This is a genomic window from Leptospira perdikensis (assembly GCF_004769575.1).
GTDB lineage: Bacteria > Spirochaetota > Leptospiria > Leptospirales > Leptospiraceae > Leptospira_A > Leptospira_A perdikensis.
This window is the reverse complement of record NZ_RQGA01000003.1, coordinates 1,081,372-1,102,146: the sequence shown is the minus strand read 5'-3', so window position 1 is coordinate 1,102,146 and position 20,775 is coordinate 1,081,372. Positions and strand designations below refer to the sequence as shown.

Sequence of the window (20,775 nt, the reverse complement as noted above, 5' to 3'; positions counted from 1 at the left end):
AAAAGAGTACAAAAATTATTCAGAACCGAAGAAATAGACAGGTGTGAAACGATTTCGTTTTAGTTTAGAGACAGTTCTCAAATTACGAGGTTGGCGGGAAGAAGAAGAAATCCGTCGGCTCTCCCAGGTTGTCTCCAAACTGAATTCTCTCATTGGAGAAAAAGATTCCAATGAAAGAGAAATTGAATCTTCCTACGAAGCCATCCTTGCTTCCTCTAAAGTGGGAACAAGCCTATCCGATTACCTTTCCATCGAACAATACATCCAAGGCCTGATGCGACGCAACGAGGAATTGGATGAAAAGATCGCAACACAAAACGAAGAAGTCAATTTGGTTCGTAAAGATGTAATGGTTGCCCGAATGAATAAAAAGGTAATCGAGGTTTTAAAAGACAAACGATATGCTGAATGGAAGAAAAAACGAAACCGAATGGAACGAAGAGAAGTTGAAGAATTTAACCTTCAACTAAGCAAACAATCATTATTCGATTCGACAGAAAGTTATGGGCCTTCAAAATCTAAAAAAATTCCAAGAACTTTCAAAATTCTGAACCGTGAAGATGGGGGTGATGAACTTACATCCGACTTCAAAACTCTTCGTGATTTTTATGAAAAATTCTACCTAGGACAAGGGAAATCATAATGGCAAGTGTAACTGATAGCACAAGATCCTTCTTTTTAATCGTTCTTATTTTCTTTTTAATCGCCATCGGGTTTTTTGTTTTTGATTACTTCCAAGTTATCAACGCCGAAGACTATTTACCATTTCTAAAAAAACAAGCAGGGCTTGTAAACCAAGACCTTCTCTCACCAACCGAATTGGAAAAATTAGAGATGGAAAAAGCCAAAGAAAGACTGATCGCTGACCGTGAAGAGCTAGAACAAATGAAACGTGAGTTAGAAGAAAAATCTTCTTCACTCCATGCTGATAAAGAACGTTTGGAAGAATTAAAAGAAGGAATCCAACGAAAAGAAAAAGAGATGGCGGACAAGTTGAAAAAAGACAATGCCCGCGCTGAAAAAGTAAAAGTCCTCGCAAACAAGGTGGCCAATATGCCTCCCGAATCGGCAAGAGATATGTTAATCAATTGGCCTGACTACGATATCATTGAAGTATTTGAACAAATGGATAGAGATGCTGAAGAGGATGGAAGACAGACCATCACGACTTACCTACTCACTTTGTTTCCCGCAGAAAGAAGATCTGTGATCTCTAATAAATGGTTGGATGCCGGAGCAAGGAACGTTCCTAATTATGGAAAAAGTATCGATGAGGATAACGACGAACCATAATCCTCGTTTTGTTTTTTTGGTTTAAGATTCTTTTTGAAAAAGAATGGTTTTAACGTCTCGAATGGCGTCTTCGAGTCGATCATTCACAACCACATAATCAAAGCTTGGCGCTTCGTCCAATTCTCTGATTCCATTTTCAATCCTTCTTTCGATACTGGTTTTGGAATCGGTTCCGCGACGGATCAGTCTTTCGATCCAAATCTCTCTGCTCGGTGGTTCAATAAAGATAGTCACAGATTCTGGTCGGAGTGCCTTTACAGATTTTGCCCCTTGGACATCCAAATCGAGAAGCGCTACCCGATGATCACGAATGGCATCTAAAATGGGAGCTTTGGGAGTTCCATAGTAATTGCCATGCACTTCTGCCCATTCATAAAACTCGCCATTGGTGATTCGTTTTTGAAACTCCTCGATGGAAAGAAAGTAATAGGTTTTACCTTCCACATCCCCTGGCCTTGGTTCCCGAGTGGTACAGGATATGGAAAAATAAAAATCTGGGAACTCTGTTAGTAATTCAGAGATAATGGTAGACTTTCCACCACCTGCTACAGAAGAAATAATATATAAATTAGGATTTACTTTCAATCTTCAGACTCCTCTTCTCCCTCGCCAATATGGTTATCACCAGTTTCCAATCGTTTGGATAAACTTTCTGGTCGGATGGCAGAGAGGAGGATATGGCCTGAATCTAAAACGAGAACGGATCTTGTCTTTCGCCCACCAGTAGCATCAATGAGTCTATTTTCCGATTTAGCTTCCGAGCGGAGCCGTTTGGCACCAGCAGAGTCCGCTTGAAGTATGGTCAGAATTTTCGAAACAAATACTACATTAGAAAAACCTACATTGAGTATGGGAAACGAAGACATGGAAACATATTTTTAGATTCTTCTAGATCGATCAAGTCGAATCGTTTCAATTAAATGAATTTCATGAATGCCAATATTCATGGCTTCTGAAATTTCATCATGTTTGTATCCTTTTTTGATGAGATGAACCACTTTATCAATCTTTGTCGCAGAAGGAGGTAATTCTTCTAATGCTGACTCAATCGAAAGTTCTACTTTTTCCATACTCATTTTTTGGTAAGACGCAAAAGCAGGGTCATTGGCTTTGGATACTTCGTTTAAAAATTCTCGTTTTTTTGATCCGTCAACAAGTTCATTGCGAATGGATTCCGATGGTTTTTCTTCGGTAAAAGGATTCCCACCTACCGTATAATTCATCTTAGGTTGAAAAGTAGGAACTTCCAAATTATCAAATGATTCTGCAGATGGTGTGGTTAATGGTTCCATTCCAAAAATTCCTTTGACCGCTTTACCTAATTTCCCGAAGGCTTGGTTGACTGCACCTTCTGTGGTTTCTACTTCATCACTCGGAACGGGGATTTGATTTGCTTGGTAAATTTTACCAATTCCGGTTCTTTGTTCTTTGATATCAAGAGTTGGTTCTTCTTCAGCAGTTAAATCAGGAACTAACTCTGATTTCATGGAAAGACCAGAATTTTGGTAATGTTTGAATTCTTTTACAAGCACCTCCCCTTTTTCCATCATCGTACGAAGTGCTACCATTTTTGATTCTATGACTGCAACGGTAGCATCAAGTTCTCTGATGGTTTCCGCTGTGGCCATATCAATGGCTCGGTTTAATTTTTTATCGTAATATTCCCCGACTGCCTTTTGAACTTTGGCAGAGATGAATACATACATCATCCCACAAAATAGTATATTGATTAAAACGAGAGAAAAGAGTTCCATGTCGCTCTCCTTCAGAACATTTCCAACAACATTCCGGAGTGAGAACTTTAAGCTTTTAAATCAAAACGAGATCCTCTTTCCAAATTGGGTCTGTCATAAATGACCCCCTCTTTGGAATAAGCATAAACCGAATTTTCTTTGTCTTGTTTCGGTTTCGCCGCCGAACTCTGGTTACCCGACTTTGTCTCAGGAACCGTTTGGGCTCGGTTTTGGGTTTGGATCACAACCTTTTGCAATTCCACCACCTGGTTTTGGTGGGTAAAAGGATTCTCTGCCTGGGCCCTACGTGCAAAATCGTAGTGGTGGGCGATACTCGCGAAGTTTTCGTTTAGAATCATCGGGAACCCTCTTAATTCTTAGACTTACCACGCCCTCTCTTTTTTCTCCAGTCATTTTTCGCTTCGTCTGGATCTTCGTATGGTGCGCTACGGACCTGAGACTCTTCTTCGAAAAAGGTCTTGGCTTTGGTCTCGTGGCGGAGTTTGAACTCAGCATTGCGGATGCGGATGGTAACACCCGGGAAAATGGTCTTCTCGACCGAAATACGGCCATTGGCAGCCTGCTCATCCATGTATTCGGTTAGAGTTTGGATGTCCTTTCCGGCCTCAGCGATCCGTTTGTCGAGTTTTTTGGTCCCTGCTTCCAATTTTTGCAAATGGGCGTCCTGTTCCGAGGTAAAGCTGGCTGGATCGGCCTCTTTCCTTGCTTTTAGGGTGCGCATGGTTTTTGTGAGTTGGTCCAGTTTGTCCTGGTTTTCTTTTCGTTTCTCTTCGTATTCCTGAATCTGTTTTAGGATCTTCGGGTTGTTTCCTACAATGAGATCGGTTTGCGGATTGGCTTGAGAACCGATGATTTTGGCAGAGATCAGTTGGGCCGCTTGGATGGTTCCGCCCACAATCTGACCTCGTTTTCCTTTGCAGGAAATTTTTCCCCCAGCCATCAAATGAGAATGTAAAATACCTTCTTGGACGATGATGTCTTTTTCTGTGATACAAGTGGCGTTCTGGATGAACTTGGCGACAATGTTTCCACCCGTGGATTCTACACGTGCCTCTTCCCTTCCCGTCACTCCTTGGCGGACGATGATATCACCATCTGCTTCCACGATGGCTTTCTGGACCGTTCCATAAATTTCAATGTTACCGGCAGCTTTTACAGAATAGTTATCTTCTACGTTTCCTGTGATGATGATGGAACCGAGGAAGGTAACATTACCTGTACGAACACCCACGTCTCCATTAATGCGATAAACGGTTTCTACAGAAAGTCTACCGGCAGCATATAATACTTGTCCGTTGACTTCGGCGGTAAGACGCATTTTGTCTTCCGATAGAATGGTTCCTTTTCCTTGTTTGAGTTCTGTATCCAAACCATCTTTAGCAGGTAGTACCATCCCAAATAAGTTACGTCCAAACTTTCCCTTTTCTGCCGGGAGTTTTTCGGCTAACAGTTGTCCAACGACAACGTTTTCAATCATATCTAAGTCTTTATAATCAACGCGACCGGATTGGTCTTCTTTAAAGTTGATTTTCTTTTCTGTGCGAACATAGTATTTGATTTCTGCATTTTTCCCATTCACAGGGAAATCACCTTCCGCACCAATGAAAGGTTTGTTGATAATATCTTCATCTAAACTTTTACGAATATCATCTTCTTTGAGACCATGAGCCACACCCATTCCTTTGAGTGCTGCTACGATATCGGATACTTCTAAATCACGTCCACCAGGTCTTGCTGGAAACACGGTTACAAAAGCTCTCATATTCTCTTGTGCAATTTCGACGTTGCAACTTGAATCATTCCCTGCCTTTGGTTTTTGGTTGGAAATAAGGACAGGTTCGCCTTTTTTCTCTTTAAGGATTTTATTAACTAGGTTTTGGTCAACACCTGCCACACCACGAAAGGATAGTTTTTTGGAAACATCCGCCATAGTCATAACAAGACCTTCGCCACTCGGTGGGTAAACGGTAACGAATACACCTGTTCTGTAAATTTTTACAGTAACCCGACCATCCTTGTTTTTAGGGGTGACTAGTTCTTTTAAGTCTTTAGAAACCAACTTCCCACTACCACCCGTTAGATGTTCGTCTAAAAGACTAAGTTCATCTAAAAGCATATCATCGGGAATGATAGAGGCTCGAATATGATAGGGTTCCGAAAAGAAAAGAGACTTCTTTCCTCTTTTTAGAATAGTATAATCAATTTCATGGACTTTGCGACCTAAGTGTTGTGATGCAATTGCCAGACACTCTTCGATGGTATCGGCAATGACTTCCACTTGTTCTTTTTCCTTACGGTCGAACTCTTTCAGTTCCTCTGTAAGAAATTCAGTGAGAGACATATCTGTTTACCTTTTTTGGATCGCGGATTTTACTTTAGAGAGTTTGCTGCGGAGTCTTGCGACTGCCTTTGTATGGAGTTGCGAAATTCTTGATTCCGTAACTTCCAAAACTTCACCAATTTCTTTTAGAGTGAGGTCTTCATAATAATAGAGAACGATCACTTTCTTTTCTTTCTCTGGTAACGACTGGATGGCTTCCACGATTACGTTTTTGATTTCTTCTTTTTCGATGATATTGTCTGGGTTCATGTTCATCGGAGATTCGAGAGTTTCCATGAAGGAAACTTCATCGTTCTCATCACCGAGAAACCAAATATCATTTAAAGAGACAAGAGAGGTTCCAGAAAGTTTTGCGAGGAGTGAATTGTATTCTTCCATCGAGACGCCGAGTTCTTTAGCGATCTCTTCATCATCTACTTTTTTGCCTTCCTTATTCTCAAGCATGGCAATGATGTTTTCTAGCTGTTTTGCTTTTTGACGAATGGAACGTGGAATCCAATCCACACTTCTAAGTTCGTCAAAGATGGACCCACGGATTCGAGTCATCGCATAAGTTTTGAATTTAATTTCACGAGAAGGGTCGAATTTTTCTATGGCATCTAACAGACCAAAGACGCCATAACTGACGAGGTCTTCAAACTCAACATTTTGAGGCATACCGATCGCAATCCGCCCAGCCACGTGTTTGACGAGAGGTGAATATTTTTCAACAAGGTAACTTCGGATCTCCGCATCCTTTGTGACACGGTATTTTTTCCAAAGATCTGTCTCATCAAACTGATTGTATTTGTCTAGCAATCTTGACATAGGGAACCGAAGTACGGAATCTCTTACTTTATAGAAAAAATCGTATAGAAAGGGAAATTACAAGAGGATTTTTTCTTATGTCCTCTAAAAACGGTAATTTTTCAACCCTCTTGGGGATCATCCTTGGCCATCATGGTACGAATGGCTTCTGCCATGAGTTTTGGCTCGTTTTTGATCGCAATTTTATCCACGATGATGTGATCTCCGAATTTTCCTGACTTGGCCATAGCAAGTTTGGCATCCATAGCGGTATCGCCCACCTGTTGAACCCCAAAATCATCAGAACCCATGGACTCAGAACGAGAAGGCTCCATTCCACCGTGTTCGTGGTCAAAGTCATCGGAATGGCTTTCTCCGCCGAATCCACCAATGGAAAATACGCTTAGAAATTCTAAAAATTCAGGGACTTTCTTTTGTAAAACAGTGAAAACACCGAATCCCAAACCGCCGAAAGCGAATGTGGATATCAGTGAGACAAAAAAGATATAACCAAGCCGATTTCCAACAAGAAATCCACACACGGAACTGATAATGGCGCCAAGAACGGCAAATCCCAGTACAAATCCGATTAGCACTTAGTTATCTTCCTCCATCTTTTCTTCCATTTCCTTCTCTTTGAAGTCAACGAAGCTAAAGAATTTTTTAAAGAAACCGGTAAGACCTTCCTCATCATCATAACCACCTTCTGTTTGTAAGAGGGTGTGGGTGACTCTTGTGAGGCAAGCGGCAGCTTTTGAGCGGGGGGCGCCAATGATGAACGGCTTTTGTTCCCTGATGGACTTCTCAACCTCTTCATCTTGGAAAATAAATCCTAAGTTTTCTACTTGGACTTCTAAAAATTGGCCGGAGATATCGATGACACGGTCAGCAACTTTTTTCCCTTCAATGGCAGAACGCACACGGTTGACAATGATTTTGAGATTTTTGTCTTTGGATTGGGACACGATGGATTTAATCAGTCCGTAAGAGTCTGTAATGGAAGTAGGTTCTGGTGTGGTGACTACGATCACTTCATCCGCAGGCATCACAAGGCCAATGACATTGGCCGAAATTCCCGCACCTGTGTCTATGATCATCACATCATAACGATCAAGTTCCGCGAATCCTTTGATTAAATTATTTCTTTGTGTTTCGTTGAGGTTTGCGAGTTGTGAATAACCGGAAGCACCAGCAATGATGTCCACACCTTCTGGAGTGGAGATTACGATGTCTTTGAGGGATTTATGGCCTTTCACCACATGATATAAATTGTATTTCGGAATGATACCAAGAAGAACGTTAACGTTGGCAAGACCCAAGTCACCATCGAAAATTAAAACCTTGAGTCCTGTTTTTGCAATGGAGATAGCAAGGTTTACGGATACAGTACTTTTTCCAACACCACCCTTGCCAGAAGCAACCGCGATGATTTTGGTTTTTTTGACTGCATCCTGGGGTTGAACAAGTTTTAAACCAGTACCAGTTTCAGTGAGCTTTCTAAGATTTGCAGCTTGGTCCATCGTTACCCCTACGGCCTAAAGGATAACGAACTTGGTTACACGGTCTTTTCGAAGACCTCGCCCGCTATCCCTTTCAATTTTTCAGGAAAAATCACACATTCTGCAAGAAGTTTTTTCGAGGCATTTAGGATATCAAAAGGAACATCCTGCCCGACACTTAAGAATGCGAATTCCCTGTGAATAGTATCGGCCAATTCCACTACAGAACCTAAAAATTCTGCTTCATCTAGCTTAGTTAATAAAATTCTTTTGTATCCGACCGATTCGTATGCGTTTGCAACTGCCAAGGCATTGTCTTTGGATACAGTGGAGGAAAGCACTAAGACAGTTTCAATATAATCCTTTTCCCCAAAAACTTGGTAGAATTCCTGAAGTTTTTCCAGGTTTTCTGACTTTCTATGGGAGTAACCAGCGGTATCCACGAGGATAAGCTCGGACCCATCACGAAGAATGGTTTCCTTCCATTTACGCAAATCCTTGGCTGCATAAAATGGCAATCCCATTGCATCTGCATAAAACTTGAGTTGGTCGATGGCGGCAATGCGGTAGTTGTCCGTTGTATAAAGGGAAACTTTTTTACCCATGTGCAAACTGTACTTTGCAGCAAGTTTTGCGATGGATGTGGTTTTTCCAGCCCCGGTAGGTCCCACAAAGAAAATGATTTTCCGTTTTCCCCTTGGAGTTCCACTGAAAAGGTCCGAATCAATTTGAATTCTCTCTTCTAAATAAGTGACTGCTTTGTCAGTAACATTGGCATAACGAGTGAGATCCACTGCAGACAATCTGCGTTCAAGTGCTACAGCCATTTCTTCCAAGAAATTAAAAGACATACCTTCGTTTAACAATCGATCCACGAGTTTTTGGATATGAGGGTGTCTTTCTGGAGATTGTGGTTTGGTTGGGGTCACAACTTCGAGAATAGAGTCTTTGGCTTCTGAAAGGGAAAGGCCAACGGTTCTTTCTTCATGGCCTTCCACTTCGTAAACAGGGGGGTTCTGTCTCCGACGACGTTCAGAAAAAGGCCGAACCGCATCGATATTCTTTTTCCGAATAGGAGAGGTTCCGGCTCCAATGGCAGAAGTATGGTTTGATCCAATCGCAACGAGGCCAGATTCCGGAAGGGAATCGGTCCTTTGTTTTTGTTTGATGAGTTCTTTGAGATCCTTTAACTTACGTTCAATTCTCTCTTTGGAGTTTTGTTTTTCAGGAACACCTACATCGATTTCATACATACGTTGGGCCATAAGACCAGTTCCAAAGAGTCCACCTTCCGTGATGACTCGTTGGTCATAGAGATGTGCCTCTGGACCGTATTTCATCTTCATCTGCATGATGCAGTCTTGTAAGTCTTTACCTCGGATTTTTACAAAATCCATAGAATCGCCCCCGAACCTGGGAAAAATATGCAAAGTACCCTCGATTTGGAAAGTCTTTTTTATGAGACATAATAATTTCAAGTGAATTGTAATCTGTTGGAGTGCGCCAATCGAATGGATTGCGATTGCAGAAGGAAATTTAACAGAGAGATGGGGAAACGTTGATTCGAAAACACCTGTTTGACCTTGGTTTTTCCAAGTTCAGGTTTGGTAGGAAGGGTTGGCTATCTTTGAGGGAGATTAGATTGGGATTTGAGGGGGATTGGATAGGTTAGATTGGGAAAGTGAGTTACCTTTGTGAGTGACTTTCGATGGAGAGGGAGTTTCTTTCGGATGCGAGTGACTTCGGAAAGCGAGTATCGATTCGGCTTCAGTTAATTTGGTAAGTGACTTTCCTTTTTCAGTGATTGAATTTCGAGATTCTGTTTCCAAGGTAAGCCAGTCGCAAAAAATAGGGGATACCCTTTCTTATATGCCCCCTACTCCCAAGAACCCACCCAATGTTGACATTGAATTCAAGGACGGAGTCCCGGTGTCCAAATTGTTTGATGATATTTATTTTTCTAAACAAGGTGGCTTTGAAGAATCCCATTATGTATTTGTGGCTGGGAACGAAATTGAATCTAAGCTGGATCAGAAAAATTTAACCACTTTATATATTGGTGAATTGGGATTTGGATCAGGACTCAATCTGTTTGTTACTTTGGATACCTGGAAATCATTCAAAAACCCAACCTCTGTTGAATTTGTCAGTTTGGAAGGGTACCCACTAACAGAAGATATACTCTTAACTCTGAACAAAAGTTATCCAAACAAAAACCTTTGGTCCGAAGATTTAATTCGTTCTTATGAAAATGCAATCAGCGTTTGGAGAAAAACCCAGATTGAGAATCTTTGGACTTATTCTTGGGACCACAATGACAATGGGAGTCGGTTCACATTAAAAGTTTTTTTGGGGGACATTAGCGTTTGCCTTCCTCATTTCCCTCCGATTCAAGCTTGGTATTTAGATGGATTTTCACCAGGAAAAAATCCGGATATGTGGTCACTTGATACTTTAAAAATAATGCGTGAAAAATCTATGCCCGGAACCAGCTTTGCGACATTTTCCTCAGCAGGATTTTTACGAAGAAACCTCACCGAACTAGGGTTTGTTGTCAAAAAGAAAAAAGGATTTGGAAGGAAACGGGAAATGATTTCCGGTTTATTATAATAATACCCGATGAACGTAAAAGAAAAAACAGCAGTTGTTGTTGGAGCAGGAATTGCTGGTGCTAGCATTTGTTTGTCGCTAAAAGAGAGGAATATCAAAACTATTTTAATTGATTCTGACTCAGGCCCAGCAAAACATGCTAGCGGGAATCCAATTGGAGTTGTATATCCATTTCTCACCAAACACAAAACAGCCGAATCTGAATTTTCACTGGCAGCTTTTCAGTACTTTCTATCCATTTGGGAAAAATTTCATCTAAAAGATCTTGTCCCTCATGTAGATGGAATTTATTATCTTATGGATACAAAAGAAACGTATGATCGTTATTCTCACTCAATTATTTCTCATCAAATCCCGAACCATATCGCAAAAGAGAGTGTTGAACCATTTTCAAATTCCCCCGCTCTATTTTTTCCCGAAGGGAAATCCGTTTCCCCAGTAGATCTTACAAAACAAATCCTTATATTAGCAAACCCACGAATCGAATATTCCTGTAAGTTACTAACTTGGGAAGAATCAAAGCAAAACTCGAAACTACAGATTCTCTGTAAAACCTCTAACGAAGAAATTCATTGTGACTATTTATTTCTGAGTCAAGGTTATCAATTTACAGAAGATGTTCACCTAAATTGGGTACCTTTAAAAAAAGTGCGCGGACAAATTTTACAGATTCCTGAGCAAAAACCGACAAATAAATATGGTATTTTGTTTGGTGACTACATCACACCACCGATCGCAGGGTATCAAGTATTAGGGGCCACATTTGATGAATTCAAATTAGAACAAGAGTCGAGGCCAGAAGAATCTGAGTTAATGTGGAAAACCTTACTACAAAAATTACCAGAACTTACTTCTAAATGGGAACCACAAAACCCTCGTTTGTTTTCCACTAGAGTGAGCTACAGAACACAATCTCAAGATCGTAGCCCCATTGTCGGGAAATTACCAAATATCTCGAAAATCGATTTATCAATTAAATATCAAAACGCACTAAGAAGCGGAGAAAAAGAAATGAAAATCCCATACTACGAATCCGTAGGAATTCTGAACGGACTTGGATCAAGAGGGCTCACCCATTCTTTATATTCTGCGGAGATCTTGGTTTCATCAATTTTGGGAGAACCAAATCTTTTGCCCGAAAAAATTTCTAAATCTTTGAGGCCTGATCGATTTTTGCTTCGTATGTGGAAACGAGATCAACTAACATAGATTCAAGTTTTTTATCCTCTTCTACAGAAACCTGAATCATTAGAACTAATACAGTAATGTTTTTTCTTTTCAATCCTGCTAAAAAACCGATATCCGTTCTTATTTTAATCCAGTCTTTTTCTGTAGTTATTAAAAATTCACCGATTTGTATTTCTTTCAACAAAGAGATCAATGCAGTAGCAGAAAATTCAAAATGATCTGAAAAGTATTTAGTTCGAATGGATTCCGATAACAAATTAGATTTTGCAGTTTCGTATACATTCTCTGGGTTTCCAACCCCAGTCACCAAAAAGTATTTTAAACCCGGCATAAGTTTAAACGGTTCGTAATTTAAGTTTTGATCGATCTGAACTTTCCATACGGAGGATTCAAATTTCGAACAAAAAATTGGTATGGTCTTTTCTATCTTTCTTAAACTTTTTTTATACTGATCTAAATGAATTCTGTTCTGAAAAGTTAACTTAGTAAATACAATCGCATCTGCTCTTTTACTATGACGAATAGGTTCACGTAAAAATCCCAAAGGAATTGTGAACCCATTCCCAAAAGGAGAATTCGCATCCAAGAGGACAAAATCAAAATCCCGATAGAGAGCTTTGTGTTGGAATCCGTCATCCAAGATAACAATATGTTTTGGAGATTGAATTTGATTATAAAGTAGGAAAGATTTTTTTCTATCTCTTCCGATGATTACTTGTACATCGGGAAACATTTCTTTATGTTGGCTTGGTTCATCCCCAAATAACTGCGGAGAAAGTCCATTAGGTAAGATTGCTCCTACTTCGCTTTTTTCTGCTTTATACCCTCTAGATAAAATTGTGACCGCATAACCAGGGTATACTGTATTAAAAAAGCGAACTAAATATTGAACAAAAGGAGTTTTGCCAGTCCCTCCTACTGTGAGATTACCGACACTGATGACTAAAACATTAGGCAGTTGGAAAGAAGTAATCCCTCTTTGTATCCACCAAAAAAGAAATTGGTAAAGCCAACTGAGAGGGTACAGTAAGTACAGGAATATCTTCATTTAGTTTCCAATGGGAAACAATCAGGTTAACTGTGGCGTTTTTCCAGTTCTTTTGCGATGGTAGAGAGGCTAATTCCTTTTTCCACCATCAATACTTCTAAATGAAATACCAAGTCCGCAATTTCATGAATGAGTTCTTTTTCATTGGGATTTTTTGCCGCTATGATGACCTCTCCAGCTTCCTCACCAATTTTTTTGAGAATGCGGTCAACACCATCGCGGAAAAGTTCTGCAGTATAAGATTTTTCTGGCAATTCTTCCTTACGTTTGCGTAGCAGTTCTTCCAGTTTCAGTAAAAATTCCATATTTTGACCTTCTAGCGACCATGGAAACTGCCCATTCCATTTCGAAAAAGCGAAAATTGACTATTCAAAAGAAAGGAAAAACAATAGGATTTAGTGAATGGTTCGTAAGATTCTGCCTGTTTTATTCTTTCTTTTCGCGAGCGCTTTGTTTTCTGAATCCCCTTGGGGGAGTTCCATCCAAAAGGGATTTGAAACAGCAAAACAAGATAAAAAATTTATCATTGTGGATGTATTTGCGGATTGGTGCACCTACTGTTTGGTTTTAGAAAAAGAAATTTTCCCAGATCCGGAAGTCAGTCGTGTATTAGATAGCTTCGTAAGAGTTCGGTTAGACGGAGAGGAATTTCCCAATCTTCGAAAGAAATACAATATCGAAGGTTACCCTACGATTCTATTTTTAGATGGGGATGGAAATTATGTGACTAAAATTTCCGGGTTAGCAACAAAAGAAGATATACTGAACATCTCAAAAAGAATCCTTCAAGAACCAAATATTGAGTCCTATCTCAAAACGGAACTGAGACGGAACGTAAACAGTCCAGACATCCACTTTCGATTGGGTTTGTTGTATTTCCAAAACAAAGACTTTGAGAAAGCAGAATCCCAGTTCACAGAAACCATCCAAAAATCCAAAACTTTGCCTCTATTAAAAGAAAGTGCACATTTTAATCTAAACCTGGTCAAATCCATTCATGGTCCGAAGGAATCTGCCGTAAAATCCTGGAAAGAATATTTAGAACTATATCCAACATCCAATCGCAAAATTACTGCTAAACTGTATTATGGGTTGACTTTAAAAGATGCGGGTGAATCAAAACTTGCGAAATCAATCCTGACAGAGATCAAGCCACAACTAACAACCGATACAGATAAATCGATGTGTAACGAAGCTTTGTCAGAAATTGAGAGAGGATTTTAGTCCAACCAAAGTTTTTCTCAGGTTGGACTAAAGAATTTATCGATTTCCGATAGAATAATAAGTAAATCCTAACTCATTCATAAGAGTTGGTTTGTATTGGTTTCTTCCGTCGAAAACTAACGGACTTTTTAATAGACTCTTAATCTTATTAAAATCAGGTTCTCTAAACTCTCTCCATTCCGTTAATAACAACATAGCATCTGCGTCTTGGAGAGCAGAGTATGCATCCTTTTTGTATTCGACCTTTCCATCAAAATAATACTTCGATGTTTCCATTGAAGCCGGATCAAACACTTGGATCTTAGCTCCATTTTTATGTAGTTCATAAATAAGAGGGATCGATGGAGCTTCTCGCATATCATCTGTTCCTGGCTTAAAAGATAAACCCCAAATACCAAAAGTTTTACCTTTCATATCTGTTGATTTGAAATGTTCAAAAATTTTGTCAGTTAAACGAGTTTTTTGTTTTTCGTTTACATCTTCTACAGACTGAATGATATGCATCGGTGCATTCACTTCCTCTGCTGTGCGAAGAAGGGCTCTTACATCTTTTGGAAAACAAGATCCACCATAACCAATCCCTGCATATAAAAACTGGCGCCCAATTCTCGAGTCAGTTCCCATTCCTTTTCTAACATCATCATAGTTAGCACCAAGTGCATCGCAAAGATTTGCGATTTCATTGACAAAGGAAATTTTTGTCGCAAGAAATGCGTTACATGCATATTTTGTGAGCTCCGCGGAACGAATGCTCATTGTGATGATTGGATTTCCGTTTAATACAAAAGGAGAATAAAGTTCGCTCATTTTTTTAGCAGCGACGTCGGACTCAGCTCCGATAACAACGCGTTCTGGACGCATGAAGTCATCAATCGCAGCACCTTCTTTTAAGAACTCTGGATTGGAAACAACGTCAAACGGGTGTTTTGTGTTTTTTGCAACAATGGCTTTTACTTGGTCAGCGGTTCCCACAGGAACTGTTGATTTATCTACAATGATTTTGTATCCATTCATTGTTTTACCGACTTCTTCTGCCACAGCAAAAACAAATCGTAGGTCTGCGGAGCCGTTATCCGATGTAGGTGTACCTACCGCGATAAACACAAACTCTGAAGCTTCGACACCATCTTTCAGTGAAGTGGAAAATTGTAATCTTCCTTCTTTGTGGTTTCTTTCCACAAGTTCCGTGAGTCCAGGCTCATAAATGGGAATGATACCTTTTTTCAGGTCGTTAATTTTCTTTTCATCTTTATCAATACAAATGACTTCATTGCCATATTCAGCAAAACAGGTTCCTGCAACGAGGCCCACATATCCGGTTCCGACCACACAAACTTTCATAGGATTTCCAGAATTTAGTTTTTTCCTTTGAAGGAAACTGTTTTTCTAATTTGATTTGGGACGGGTTTGAACGGCAAATTCTGTTGGAAGATGACAAATACCGACAAATTTTCCGATTTTTCCTCGTTCCACTTCAAAATCAAAAACGGATTCACCCCAAAAATAACTCCCCTCGATATGAGACTCACCTTTGTGGATGGAAACCCCTAAACTGTATTTTCCTTCGCTAAACTGAATGGGAAATTGGAATTCGACAATGGATCTCTCACCCATTGGGAAGTTTAAATTTTGATATCCCAAATGGTGTGAGTTGGTTCCAAAAATTCGGATTCCCTTTTCGTTATCAATATGGAAACCGATGGTTCCATCAATGATTGGCTTAGTAGTTTGAAATTCGATCCGGAGGGTAGCTTTTTCTCCAAGGAAGTGATGGCGTGTTTCTTGCCCCTTAGGGTCGTTAAGGGCAATATGAATGTCCCGAATGGATTCGGATGCTTGAACCGAGGAAGGTTCCGTCGCGCCAGCTAACACGTGCATATACTCTTCGATCACTGCCTTCGGACTTCCATCAAGTAACAAACTACCTTTATTTAAAAGAACAGCTCTCGTACAAAAGTAGGAGATAAGTCCAAGATCATGACTCACAACCAAAATACAAGATCCAGACTTCGAAAATTCATCGATCCGTTTGAGACATTTTTGTTGGAAACTAGCGTCTCCTACAGCTAAGGCTTCATCCACAATTAAGATATCAGGGCGTTTGGCAGTGGCAAGACTGAACCCAAGTCGCATTGCCATTCCCGAGCTATAGTTCTTTAAAGGAGAATTTCGAAACTCATTTAACTCAGCGAATTCAAAAATAGAATCTGTAAGTTCCTTGATCTCAGATGGTTTGTAACCCCAAACCAGACCATTAAAATAGACATTTTCTTCTCCAGAAAGTTCTGGATTAAAACCTACACTTAACTCAAGAAGAGCACGAACCGAGCCATTTACGACAAGATTCCCTTTATCTTTACTGATAACACCTGTGATCAATTTTAGAAGTGTAGATTTCCCTGCACCATTTCTACCGATGATCCCTAAAATTTCACCAGGCCCAACTTTTAAATCGATTGATTGTAAGGCGGTAAATTTAGAGTCAATTCCAAAGTAACCAAAACTAAGTCCCGCAAGGATTCGTTTCCAAGGTTTTGAAAATCCATGGTAGTCCTTAGAAAGATTTTCTAAAACAACAGAGGCCATTTAAATTAAAGATGATCCAAAATCACCGATTGGAATTTACGTTTCGCAAGTAGATACACAAGAAAGAAAAAAAACAGAAACGGTAAAATTTGAATCCAATCAAATTGAGGAGTGTAACCCGGAATCACGAAACTGCGAAAAACATCTAAAGGAATGGTAAACGGATTTAAACGATTCCACTCTTTTAAATATCCAGTTGGATAATACAAAACAGGAATTCCCCAGAAGATAAGTTGACTCACCAAACGAATCAAAGGTGAAATATCTTTTAATAAAATATTCAACCGTGAAAGATAATGCAAAAGTAACATCAAATAAAGCCCAGAGAACACCAAAATCAAATAACCAAGAAGGATTCCAGAAAGGTTCAACTTACCTGAATAAGCCAAATAAATAAAAACGGGAATGGATGTAACTAGGCTATGGATGAGAAATTGGACATAGGGAATCCATAAAAACAAATCAATACCAAGGCTAGATCTTTTGAGTAAACTTCGATTGTCGGTAAGAATCCCCGTACCACGGACTAAGAGCTCTTGGATGGGAATCCAATACAAAAGTCCGGTTAATAAATAAGCCGTGAAGTCTTCTTGGGTAGATGGATTTTTTAAATTAAGCACTAGGAATACCAGTGCGTACAAACTGATGAGGACTAAGTTCTGCAGAAACATCCAGGAGATGCCTAAAAAGGATCCTGCATACTGCAGTGCGTAGTCACGCCGAACGAGAGCCCAAAGTATGGATACTTTCTCCATACTTTGATTGTCGGCCCCTGGCTTCCAGTTCTAGAACCAGAAGCCGGTATTTTGGAACTACATCCTCTTTAGGTTTTTTTGGCCAAGATCAGAAAGACTGGGTGATACCCACTCTCCATTTTGAACCACTTCCCCTTGGAAGGCTTCCATTAGATAATCCTCAAAGGTCTTCCCAGTTTGATTTTGGGAAAATCCCTTTTTAGGACCTTGCCCTGTAAGGCCTTGGTCCTTGTGGCGGTTGTAAGCGGGTTGTTGGATGGATCGAACGATCATAGGTTTTTCCTCCCCGTCATCATGTTAGACGACATAAAACTAAAAAATAATACCAATAATATACTAAACGCTTGTTTACACTACTTAACATTTGAGAAGTTAAGTCAATATTTTTTTCACGTTTTTATCGGTTTCTATATATAAATTTAGCATCCACCTGGGACAAAACCCGTCCTAGATAAGAATTTTTTGATTTGGGAGATATAAAATATGTCCCTTTTAAAAAAAAGCAACCGGAATGAGGCCTAAAAAACGAAATTTCAGACCTCAATCCTGGTGGATTGGCAGAAAATCGGGGTTATTTTGTGGATTTCTCTCGTACAGACTTTGCAAGCCGTAGAGAAAAAGCCGGATCAGGTTTCCATCTCCGAACTTTTAGAAGCCGGATTTCCTCCCCATTTGGCCGCAGCCTGGAAGGAAAAAGCCAAACAACCTCCAGAAAATTTCATTCAGTGGAAACGGTCCTTAAAAGGAAAAGAGGCAAACCTCGTAGCAAAAGTTTGGAAACTAAAACAAATTACAGTCTACATCCAACAGCCATTGAATGAAGGAGAAAGATCCAAACAAAGATTAGTCGAAACTAAAAATGTAAATCACCAACCCCATTCAGGTACTGATCGAAATTTCCCTAGGGATACCAAAACAAAAAATATAAAAAGAAACCAAACCTTTCCATACACAACAGATCCACCTTATGAGTTATTTTTTGGGATGGGTTACCAAAACTTGGATGTTCGGTATTTGCCAAGAGAGGAAAAAAATCATTCCTCCGTTTTTCTTGGTGGGAAAGGAAAAGGACAAATTTGGATTTTAGAAAAACGTGATGAGACCTTTTCTTATGGAACTAATCTTACTTTCCAACAATTTCGATTCACTTCTGGGAATCGTTATAAACCCATCCCTCATTTTTACTTTGCGAAAGATCCAAACTTCTATTCTCAATTGGAAAGAACAGGATCTCCCCTCCCCCAACCTATTTTATTTTCTAACTTTTTAGGATACAGATATCTCAGAGAGGGAAAAGAATATGAATTCGGAATGTATCAATCAGCCGCATTCTCTGCCTATCCTGGAATCTACTTTGTATCACCAAACAAATCCTATTCGGCCGTTTGGTCGGCAGGAGAAAATAAATCTAGTTTATACATAAATGATTCTTGGAATTCTCAAGACTTAGGAAACCATAGAATTCAGGCGGAGTCCATCTTTGATAAAAAAGAATCCGTGGGTTTTTTCTATTTAAAATCAGAATCCCCTGCATCTAAATTGTTTTTAGATGCCACTGTATATAGAGATTCACCTTTGTTATATGGAATGGTTTCTCCATCGGAAGTGCGGCCGGAAATCCCACAAGTTTTAGGATACACACGTGGGAGTTTCAAACACATACTTGGTTTTGAATTTTTAAGTTCCATTGAAGGTCACCGTTATGAAAACGGACGGTCTGGATTTTTACCCTTCTTTTTTTCGGAATGGGGAAACTTACTCTATCGGTATAGAGAATACAACGAATCGGGAAATTATCAATGGAATGAAATAGGACGAGCTGCATTTTACGAATGGCGAAAAGAAAAAACGGTAGTATCTTTTGGATTTGAATCTCGAGAAAATGGAGGCCAATGGGAAGGAAAACTAGCCCTACCCATCGATAACGGAAACTTACTAGAATTCAGCGCCATCTTTCGAGAAGGCCATCCCAAAACGAGGGCTTGGTTTGAAAACTGGACTTATGCCACAGATTTTAATATTAACTTAACGGATAGGCAAGAAATCTTCAAACTCAAATGGGTAAGCCCCTTCATTTCATTAAACATAAGTTATTCGGAAAAGGAAAATGATCCAAACCCCATTTTGTTTATTAACTTTCAGTTATTACAAAAAATTGATCTTTAATAGAGTAAATCGTCTGTGCGAACTTCAATGTATTCGGTTAACTTAAAAATAGGAATGGATTGTCTATCTACAAATTCCTTAGGTTCAGCAGGTACTTTTTTGGGTGTTGGTAACGAAGAACGTTTCCCTCTTTCATCGACAGAATAAAAATAATAACCAATCCACTCTCCCTTCACTCGATAGGGATTTCCAGGAAACAAATCCTTTACAAAAAATTCGGCGTCCAAATCGAACTTATTCCTTCTATACCGGTAATGGATTTCATCCCCATTTAGATCATAAAAAACAACGAAATCCCCTTGTTTTCCTTTATAAAACAACTTCCACTCTAAAGGGAAAGCCCCCGTTTTTTGAAATTCTGATTTCCCATCTAAGATTCGTTTTTCGGAACGAGGGATTGGACCAGTATATCTTCCATCCTCTTCTGAATAAAGAGAGATCCCAAAAAGAATCGAGAGAAGGATATAAAAAGAAAAAAAAACTTTCCCTTTCATTTCGGCTCTTCTTCTGGTTTTTCTTCCGTCGATTTTTCTTCTTCGGGAGCTGTCTCTTTTCCATTGATTTGGTCGATGGCTTTTTTAGCAGCTTTTTGTACTTTTGGACTTGGGTCACGATCACGTTTGTATTCCAATAACTCCAATGCTTTTGGATCTTTTAAACTTCCCATAAATTCAATTGCACGAAGTCTCACCATACTATCATCATCACGGGCAAATTCATTCAGTTCTTGAAATACTTCTTTATCACCCATGGTCACAAGAGCACCGATGGCATAGATCTTTAAAGACTGGGCCTTTTTGGCATCCAACTTACCCGCAGTTTTTTTTAATGAATCCAAAAGTTCATATAACTTTGGTTTGGCTGTTTCTGATTTTAACTTACCAAGTGTATTCATTGAATAACAACGTAAAGTGGTTGGTTGGATTTCATCAAAAGCCACTTCCATAAGAGCCGATTCTGCTTCAGAATATAAAACTGTTCCAAAGTATAAGGCAATTTGGCCACGCATATCTGCATTATTAAACTTTTCTCGAAATTTTGTTTCGAGAAAAGGAGCCGCTACTTTTCCATCAGGTAAGTCCGCCAAAGCACTGATGTATAAACTAAGAGAATTCGTATTTTTGGTGAAATCTTCTTTTTTTACTTTTTCAAGTAGGGGATTAGTGGCTTCTGCAAGTTTCATTTTTTTCGCAGAATTTACGGCTTGTTTCGCAACATCTTCATTCGAGTCTTCAAAAAGGGAAACGATAGTATCTTTATTTTCCTTTAGGTCTAAGTCACCAATGGTCTTTAAGAGGACAATTTTCATCCCCATATCTTTTTCTGTTTTTAATTGTTCTCCAATGAGTTCATAAAGTTCACTTGCATTTTCTTTAGGAAAACGCGTAAGCTCACCTAATGCCTGTTTCCTTTCTTGACTTGTTCCATAACGAATGATTTTGGAAAGGACTTCTTTTTTTTTGGAAATTTGTTCTGGAGTGAGTTCTTTCTCTTTGCCCAAAATAGGCGAAAGAGAAAGGAAAAC

General features: G+C 39.5%; 23 protein-coding genes. 6 read left to right on the top strand and 17 right to left on the bottom strand.

The annotated features are described in order from the left end of the window. Positions 1 to 43: 43 nt before the first annotated feature. Both EHQ49_RS06465 and EHQ49_RS06460 read left to right on the top strand, forming a co-directional pair. Complete coding sequence (locus EHQ49_RS06465) at positions 44 to 643, top strand: flagellar export protein FliJ (RefSeq protein WP_135577448.1); 600 nt, start codon at positions 44 to 46, stop codon at positions 641 to 643. Beyond that, positions 643 to 1,293 (top strand): periplasmic-type flagellar collar protein FlbB, encoded by a 651-nt coding sequence (locus tag EHQ49_RS06460; RefSeq protein ID WP_002989672.1) that lies wholly within the window; start codon positions 643 to 645, stop codon positions 1,291 to 1,293. Before EHQ49_RS06465 ends, EHQ49_RS06460 begins: the two co-directional genes overlap by 1 nt. Positions 1,294 to 1,314: 21 nt before the next feature. Here the strand turns inward: EHQ49_RS06460 and EHQ49_RS06455 are convergent, their stop codons facing one another. The 9 genes from EHQ49_RS06455 to flhF all read right to left on the bottom strand — a co-directional run bounded on the left by EHQ49_RS06455 (position 1,315) and on the right by flhF (position 9,070). Next, positions 1,315 to 1,878: a guanylate kinase gene (locus EHQ49_RS06455; protein ID WP_135577446.1), complete on the bottom strand. Its 564-nt coding sequence runs from the start codon at positions 1,876 to 1,878 to the stop codon at positions 1,315 to 1,317. Then, positions 1,875 to 2,159, bottom strand: a complete 285-nt coding sequence (locus tag EHQ49_RS06450; RefSeq protein ID WP_135577444.1) for a DUF370 domain-containing protein — start codon at positions 2,157 to 2,159, stop codon at positions 1,875 to 1,877. The genes EHQ49_RS06455 and EHQ49_RS06450 overlap by 4 nt, the downstream gene beginning before the upstream one ends. Before the next feature lie 12 nt (positions 2,160 to 2,171). Next, on the bottom strand, positions 2,172 to 3,047 hold the full coding sequence (locus EHQ49_RS06445; RefSeq protein WP_135577442.1) for a hypothetical protein: 876 nt from the start codon (positions 3,045 to 3,047) through the stop codon (positions 2,172 to 2,174). 47 nt (positions 3,048 to 3,094) lie between these two features. Continuing rightward, complete coding sequence (locus EHQ49_RS06440) at positions 3,095 to 3,385, bottom strand: hypothetical protein (RefSeq protein ID WP_135577440.1); 291 nt, start codon at positions 3,383 to 3,385, stop codon at positions 3,095 to 3,097. 11 nt (positions 3,386 to 3,396) lie between these two features. Then, positions 3,397 to 5,388: a FapA family protein gene (locus EHQ49_RS06435; RefSeq protein WP_135577438.1), complete on the bottom strand. Its 1,992-nt coding sequence runs from the start codon at positions 5,386 to 5,388 to the stop codon at positions 3,397 to 3,399. Positions 5,389 to 5,394: 6 nt separating this feature from the next. Then, positions 5,395 to 6,195 (bottom strand): RNA polymerase sigma factor WhiG, encoded by an 801-nt coding sequence (gene whiG, locus EHQ49_RS06430; protein WP_004785020.1) that lies wholly within the window; start codon positions 6,193 to 6,195, stop codon positions 5,395 to 5,397. Positions 6,196 to 6,296: 101 nt separating this feature from the next. Beyond that, on the bottom strand, positions 6,297 to 6,770 hold the full coding sequence (locus EHQ49_RS06425; protein WP_135577436.1) for a hypothetical protein: 474 nt from the start codon (positions 6,768 to 6,770) through the stop codon (positions 6,297 to 6,299). After that, complete coding sequence (locus EHQ49_RS06420; protein ID WP_135577434.1) at positions 6,771 to 7,694, bottom strand: MinD/ParA family protein; 924 nt, start codon at positions 7,692 to 7,694, stop codon at positions 6,771 to 6,773. It abuts the gene before it with no gap. 35 nt (positions 7,695 to 7,729) lie between these two features. After that, positions 7,730 to 9,070: a flagellar biosynthesis GTPase FlhF gene (flhF, locus tag EHQ49_RS06415; protein WP_135577431.1), complete on the bottom strand. Its 1,341-nt coding sequence runs from the start codon at positions 9,068 to 9,070 to the stop codon at positions 7,730 to 7,732. A 532-nt stretch (positions 9,071 to 9,602) separates the two neighbouring features. On the opposite strand from flhF, the gene mnmC2 reads away from it, so the two are divergent. Together mnmC2 and mnmC1 are read left to right on the top strand one after the other, a co-directional pair. Next, positions 9,603 to 10,283 carry a tRNA (5-methylaminomethyl-2-thiouridine)(34)-methyltransferase MnmC2 gene (gene mnmC2, locus EHQ49_RS06410; protein WP_244241373.1) on the top strand — a complete coding sequence of 227 codons (681 nt, stop codon included), beginning with the start codon at positions 9,603 to 9,605 and terminating at the stop codon, positions 10,281 to 10,283. A gap of 9 nt (positions 10,284 to 10,292) precedes the next feature. Further along, positions 10,293 to 11,492: an FAD-dependent 5-carboxymethylaminomethyl-2-thiouridine(34) oxidoreductase MnmC1 gene (mnmC1, locus tag EHQ49_RS06405; protein ID WP_135577427.1), complete on the top strand. Its 1,200-nt coding sequence runs from the start codon at positions 10,293 to 10,295 to the stop codon at positions 11,490 to 11,492. Here mnmC1 and lpxK read toward each other — a convergent pair. Next, positions 11,431 to 12,519 carry a tetraacyldisaccharide 4'-kinase gene (gene lpxK / locus EHQ49_RS06400; RefSeq protein WP_135577425.1) on the bottom strand — a complete coding sequence of 363 codons (1,089 nt, stop codon included), beginning with the start codon at positions 12,517 to 12,519 and terminating at the stop codon, positions 11,431 to 11,433. The genes mnmC1 and lpxK overlap by 62 nt on opposite strands. Positions 12,520 to 12,545: 26 nt before the next feature. Then, positions 12,546 to 12,824, bottom strand: a complete 279-nt coding sequence (hisE, locus tag EHQ49_RS06395) for a phosphoribosyl-ATP diphosphatase (protein WP_002989187.1) — start codon at positions 12,822 to 12,824, stop codon at positions 12,546 to 12,548. Positions 12,825 to 12,921: 97 nt separating this feature from the next. On the opposite strand from hisE, the gene EHQ49_RS06390 reads away from it, so the two are divergent. Continuing rightward, positions 12,922 to 13,743 (top strand): thioredoxin fold domain-containing protein, encoded by an 822-nt coding sequence (locus tag EHQ49_RS06390; RefSeq protein ID WP_135577423.1) that lies wholly within the window; start codon positions 12,922 to 12,924, stop codon positions 13,741 to 13,743. Between the two features lie 36 nt (positions 13,744 to 13,779). Here the strand turns inward: EHQ49_RS06390 and EHQ49_RS06385 are convergent, their stop codons facing one another. From EHQ49_RS06385 to EHQ49_RS06370, 4 genes are read right to left on the bottom strand one after another with little or no spacing between them, the layout of a single operon-like run. Next, the gene (locus tag EHQ49_RS06385) at positions 13,780 to 15,084 is read right to left on the bottom strand and encodes a UDP-glucose dehydrogenase family protein (RefSeq protein ID WP_135577421.1); all 1,305 of its coding nucleotides are present in this window, start codon (positions 15,082 to 15,084) and stop codon (positions 13,780 to 13,782) included. Between the two features lie 45 nt (positions 15,085 to 15,129). Next, complete coding sequence (locus EHQ49_RS06380; protein WP_135577419.1) at positions 15,130 to 16,329, bottom strand: ABC transporter ATP-binding protein; 1,200 nt, start codon at positions 16,327 to 16,329, stop codon at positions 15,130 to 15,132. A gap of 5 nt (positions 16,330 to 16,334) precedes the next feature. Beyond that, entirely contained in the window at positions 16,335 to 17,084 is a 750-nt protein-coding gene (locus EHQ49_RS06375; RefSeq protein ID WP_135577417.1) for an ABC transporter permease, read from the bottom strand. 57 nt (positions 17,085 to 17,141) lie between these two features. Next, positions 17,142 to 17,357 (bottom strand): LIC12298 family protein, encoded by a 216-nt coding sequence (locus EHQ49_RS06370; RefSeq protein WP_135577415.1) that lies wholly within the window; start codon positions 17,355 to 17,357, stop codon positions 17,142 to 17,144. A 303-nt stretch (positions 17,358 to 17,660) separates the two neighbouring features. On the opposite strand from EHQ49_RS06370, the gene EHQ49_RS06365 reads away from it, so the two are divergent. Beyond that, positions 17,661 to 19,250, top strand: a complete 1,590-nt coding sequence (locus EHQ49_RS06365; protein WP_135577413.1) for a hypothetical protein — start codon at positions 17,661 to 17,663, stop codon at positions 19,248 to 19,250. Here EHQ49_RS06365 and EHQ49_RS06360 read toward each other — a convergent pair. Continuing rightward, positions 19,247 to 19,744: an LIC_11959 family protein gene (locus EHQ49_RS06360; RefSeq protein WP_135577411.1), complete on the bottom strand. Its 498-nt coding sequence runs from the start codon at positions 19,742 to 19,744 to the stop codon at positions 19,247 to 19,249. The genes EHQ49_RS06365 and EHQ49_RS06360 overlap by 4 nt on opposite strands. After that, positions 19,741 to 20,751 (bottom strand): HEAT repeat domain-containing protein, encoded by a 1,011-nt coding sequence (locus tag EHQ49_RS06355; protein WP_244241372.1) that lies wholly within the window; start codon positions 20,749 to 20,751, stop codon positions 19,741 to 19,743. The genes EHQ49_RS06360 and EHQ49_RS06355 overlap by 4 nt, the downstream gene beginning before the upstream one ends. Between the last annotated feature and the right edge of the window lie 24 nt (positions 20,752 to 20,775).

Excerpts from the sequence above, each read along its gene's own strand:
- flhF (WP_135577431.1), bottom strand. The coding sequence starts at position 9,070 with ATGGATTTTGTAAAAATCCGAGGTAAAGACTTACAAGACTGCATCATG.
- hisE (WP_002989187.1), bottom strand. The coding sequence starts at position 12,824 with ATGGAATTTTTACTGAAACTGGAAGAACTGCTACGCAAACGTAAGGAA.
- EHQ49_RS06385 (WP_135577421.1), bottom strand. The coding sequence starts at position 15,084 with ATGAAAGTTTGTGTGGTCGGAACCGGATATGTGGGCCTCGTTGCAGGA.
- EHQ49_RS06380 (WP_135577419.1), bottom strand. The coding sequence starts at position 16,329 with ATGGCCTCTGTTGTTTTAGAAAATCTTTCTAAGGACTACCATGGATTT.
- whiG (WP_004785020.1), bottom strand. The coding sequence starts at position 6,195 with ATGTCAAGATTGCTAGACAAATACAATCAGTTTGATGAGACAGATCTT.
- EHQ49_RS06460 (WP_002989672.1), top strand. The coding sequence starts at position 643 with ATGGCAAGTGTAACTGATAGCACAAGATCCTTCTTTTTAATCGTTCTT.
- EHQ49_RS06375 (WP_135577417.1), bottom strand. The coding sequence starts at position 17,084 with ATGGAGAAAGTATCCATACTTTGGGCTCTCGTTCGGCGTGACTACGCA.
- EHQ49_RS06450 (WP_135577444.1), bottom strand. The coding sequence starts at position 2,159 with ATGTCTTCGTTTCCCATACTCAATGTAGGTTTTTCTAATGTAGTATTT.
- EHQ49_RS06360 (WP_135577411.1), bottom strand. The coding sequence starts at position 19,744 with ATGAAAGGGAAAGTTTTTTTTTCTTTTTATATCCTTCTCTCGATTCTT.
- lpxK (WP_135577425.1), bottom strand. The coding sequence starts at position 12,519 with ATGAAGATATTCCTGTACTTACTGTACCCTCTCAGTTGGCTTTACCAA.
- EHQ49_RS06390 (WP_135577423.1), top strand. The coding sequence starts at position 12,922 with ATGGTTCGTAAGATTCTGCCTGTTTTATTCTTTCTTTTCGCGAGCGCT.
- EHQ49_RS06445 (WP_135577442.1), bottom strand. The coding sequence starts at position 3,047 with ATGGAACTCTTTTCTCTCGTTTTAATCAATATACTATTTTGTGGGATG.
- EHQ49_RS06440 (WP_135577440.1), bottom strand. The coding sequence starts at position 3,385 with ATGATTCTAAACGAAAACTTCGCGAGTATCGCCCACCACTACGATTTT.
- EHQ49_RS06435 (WP_135577438.1), bottom strand. The coding sequence starts at position 5,388 with ATGTCTCTCACTGAATTTCTTACAGAGGAACTGAAAGAGTTCGACCGT.
- mnmC1 (WP_135577427.1), top strand. The coding sequence starts at position 10,293 with ATGAACGTAAAAGAAAAAACAGCAGTTGTTGTTGGAGCAGGAATTGCT.
- EHQ49_RS06370 (WP_135577415.1), bottom strand. The coding sequence starts at position 17,357 with ATGATCGTTCGATCCATCCAACAACCCGCTTACAACCGCCACAAGGAC.
- EHQ49_RS06420 (WP_135577434.1), bottom strand. The coding sequence starts at position 7,694 with ATGGACCAAGCTGCAAATCTTAGAAAGCTCACTGAAACTGGTACTGGT.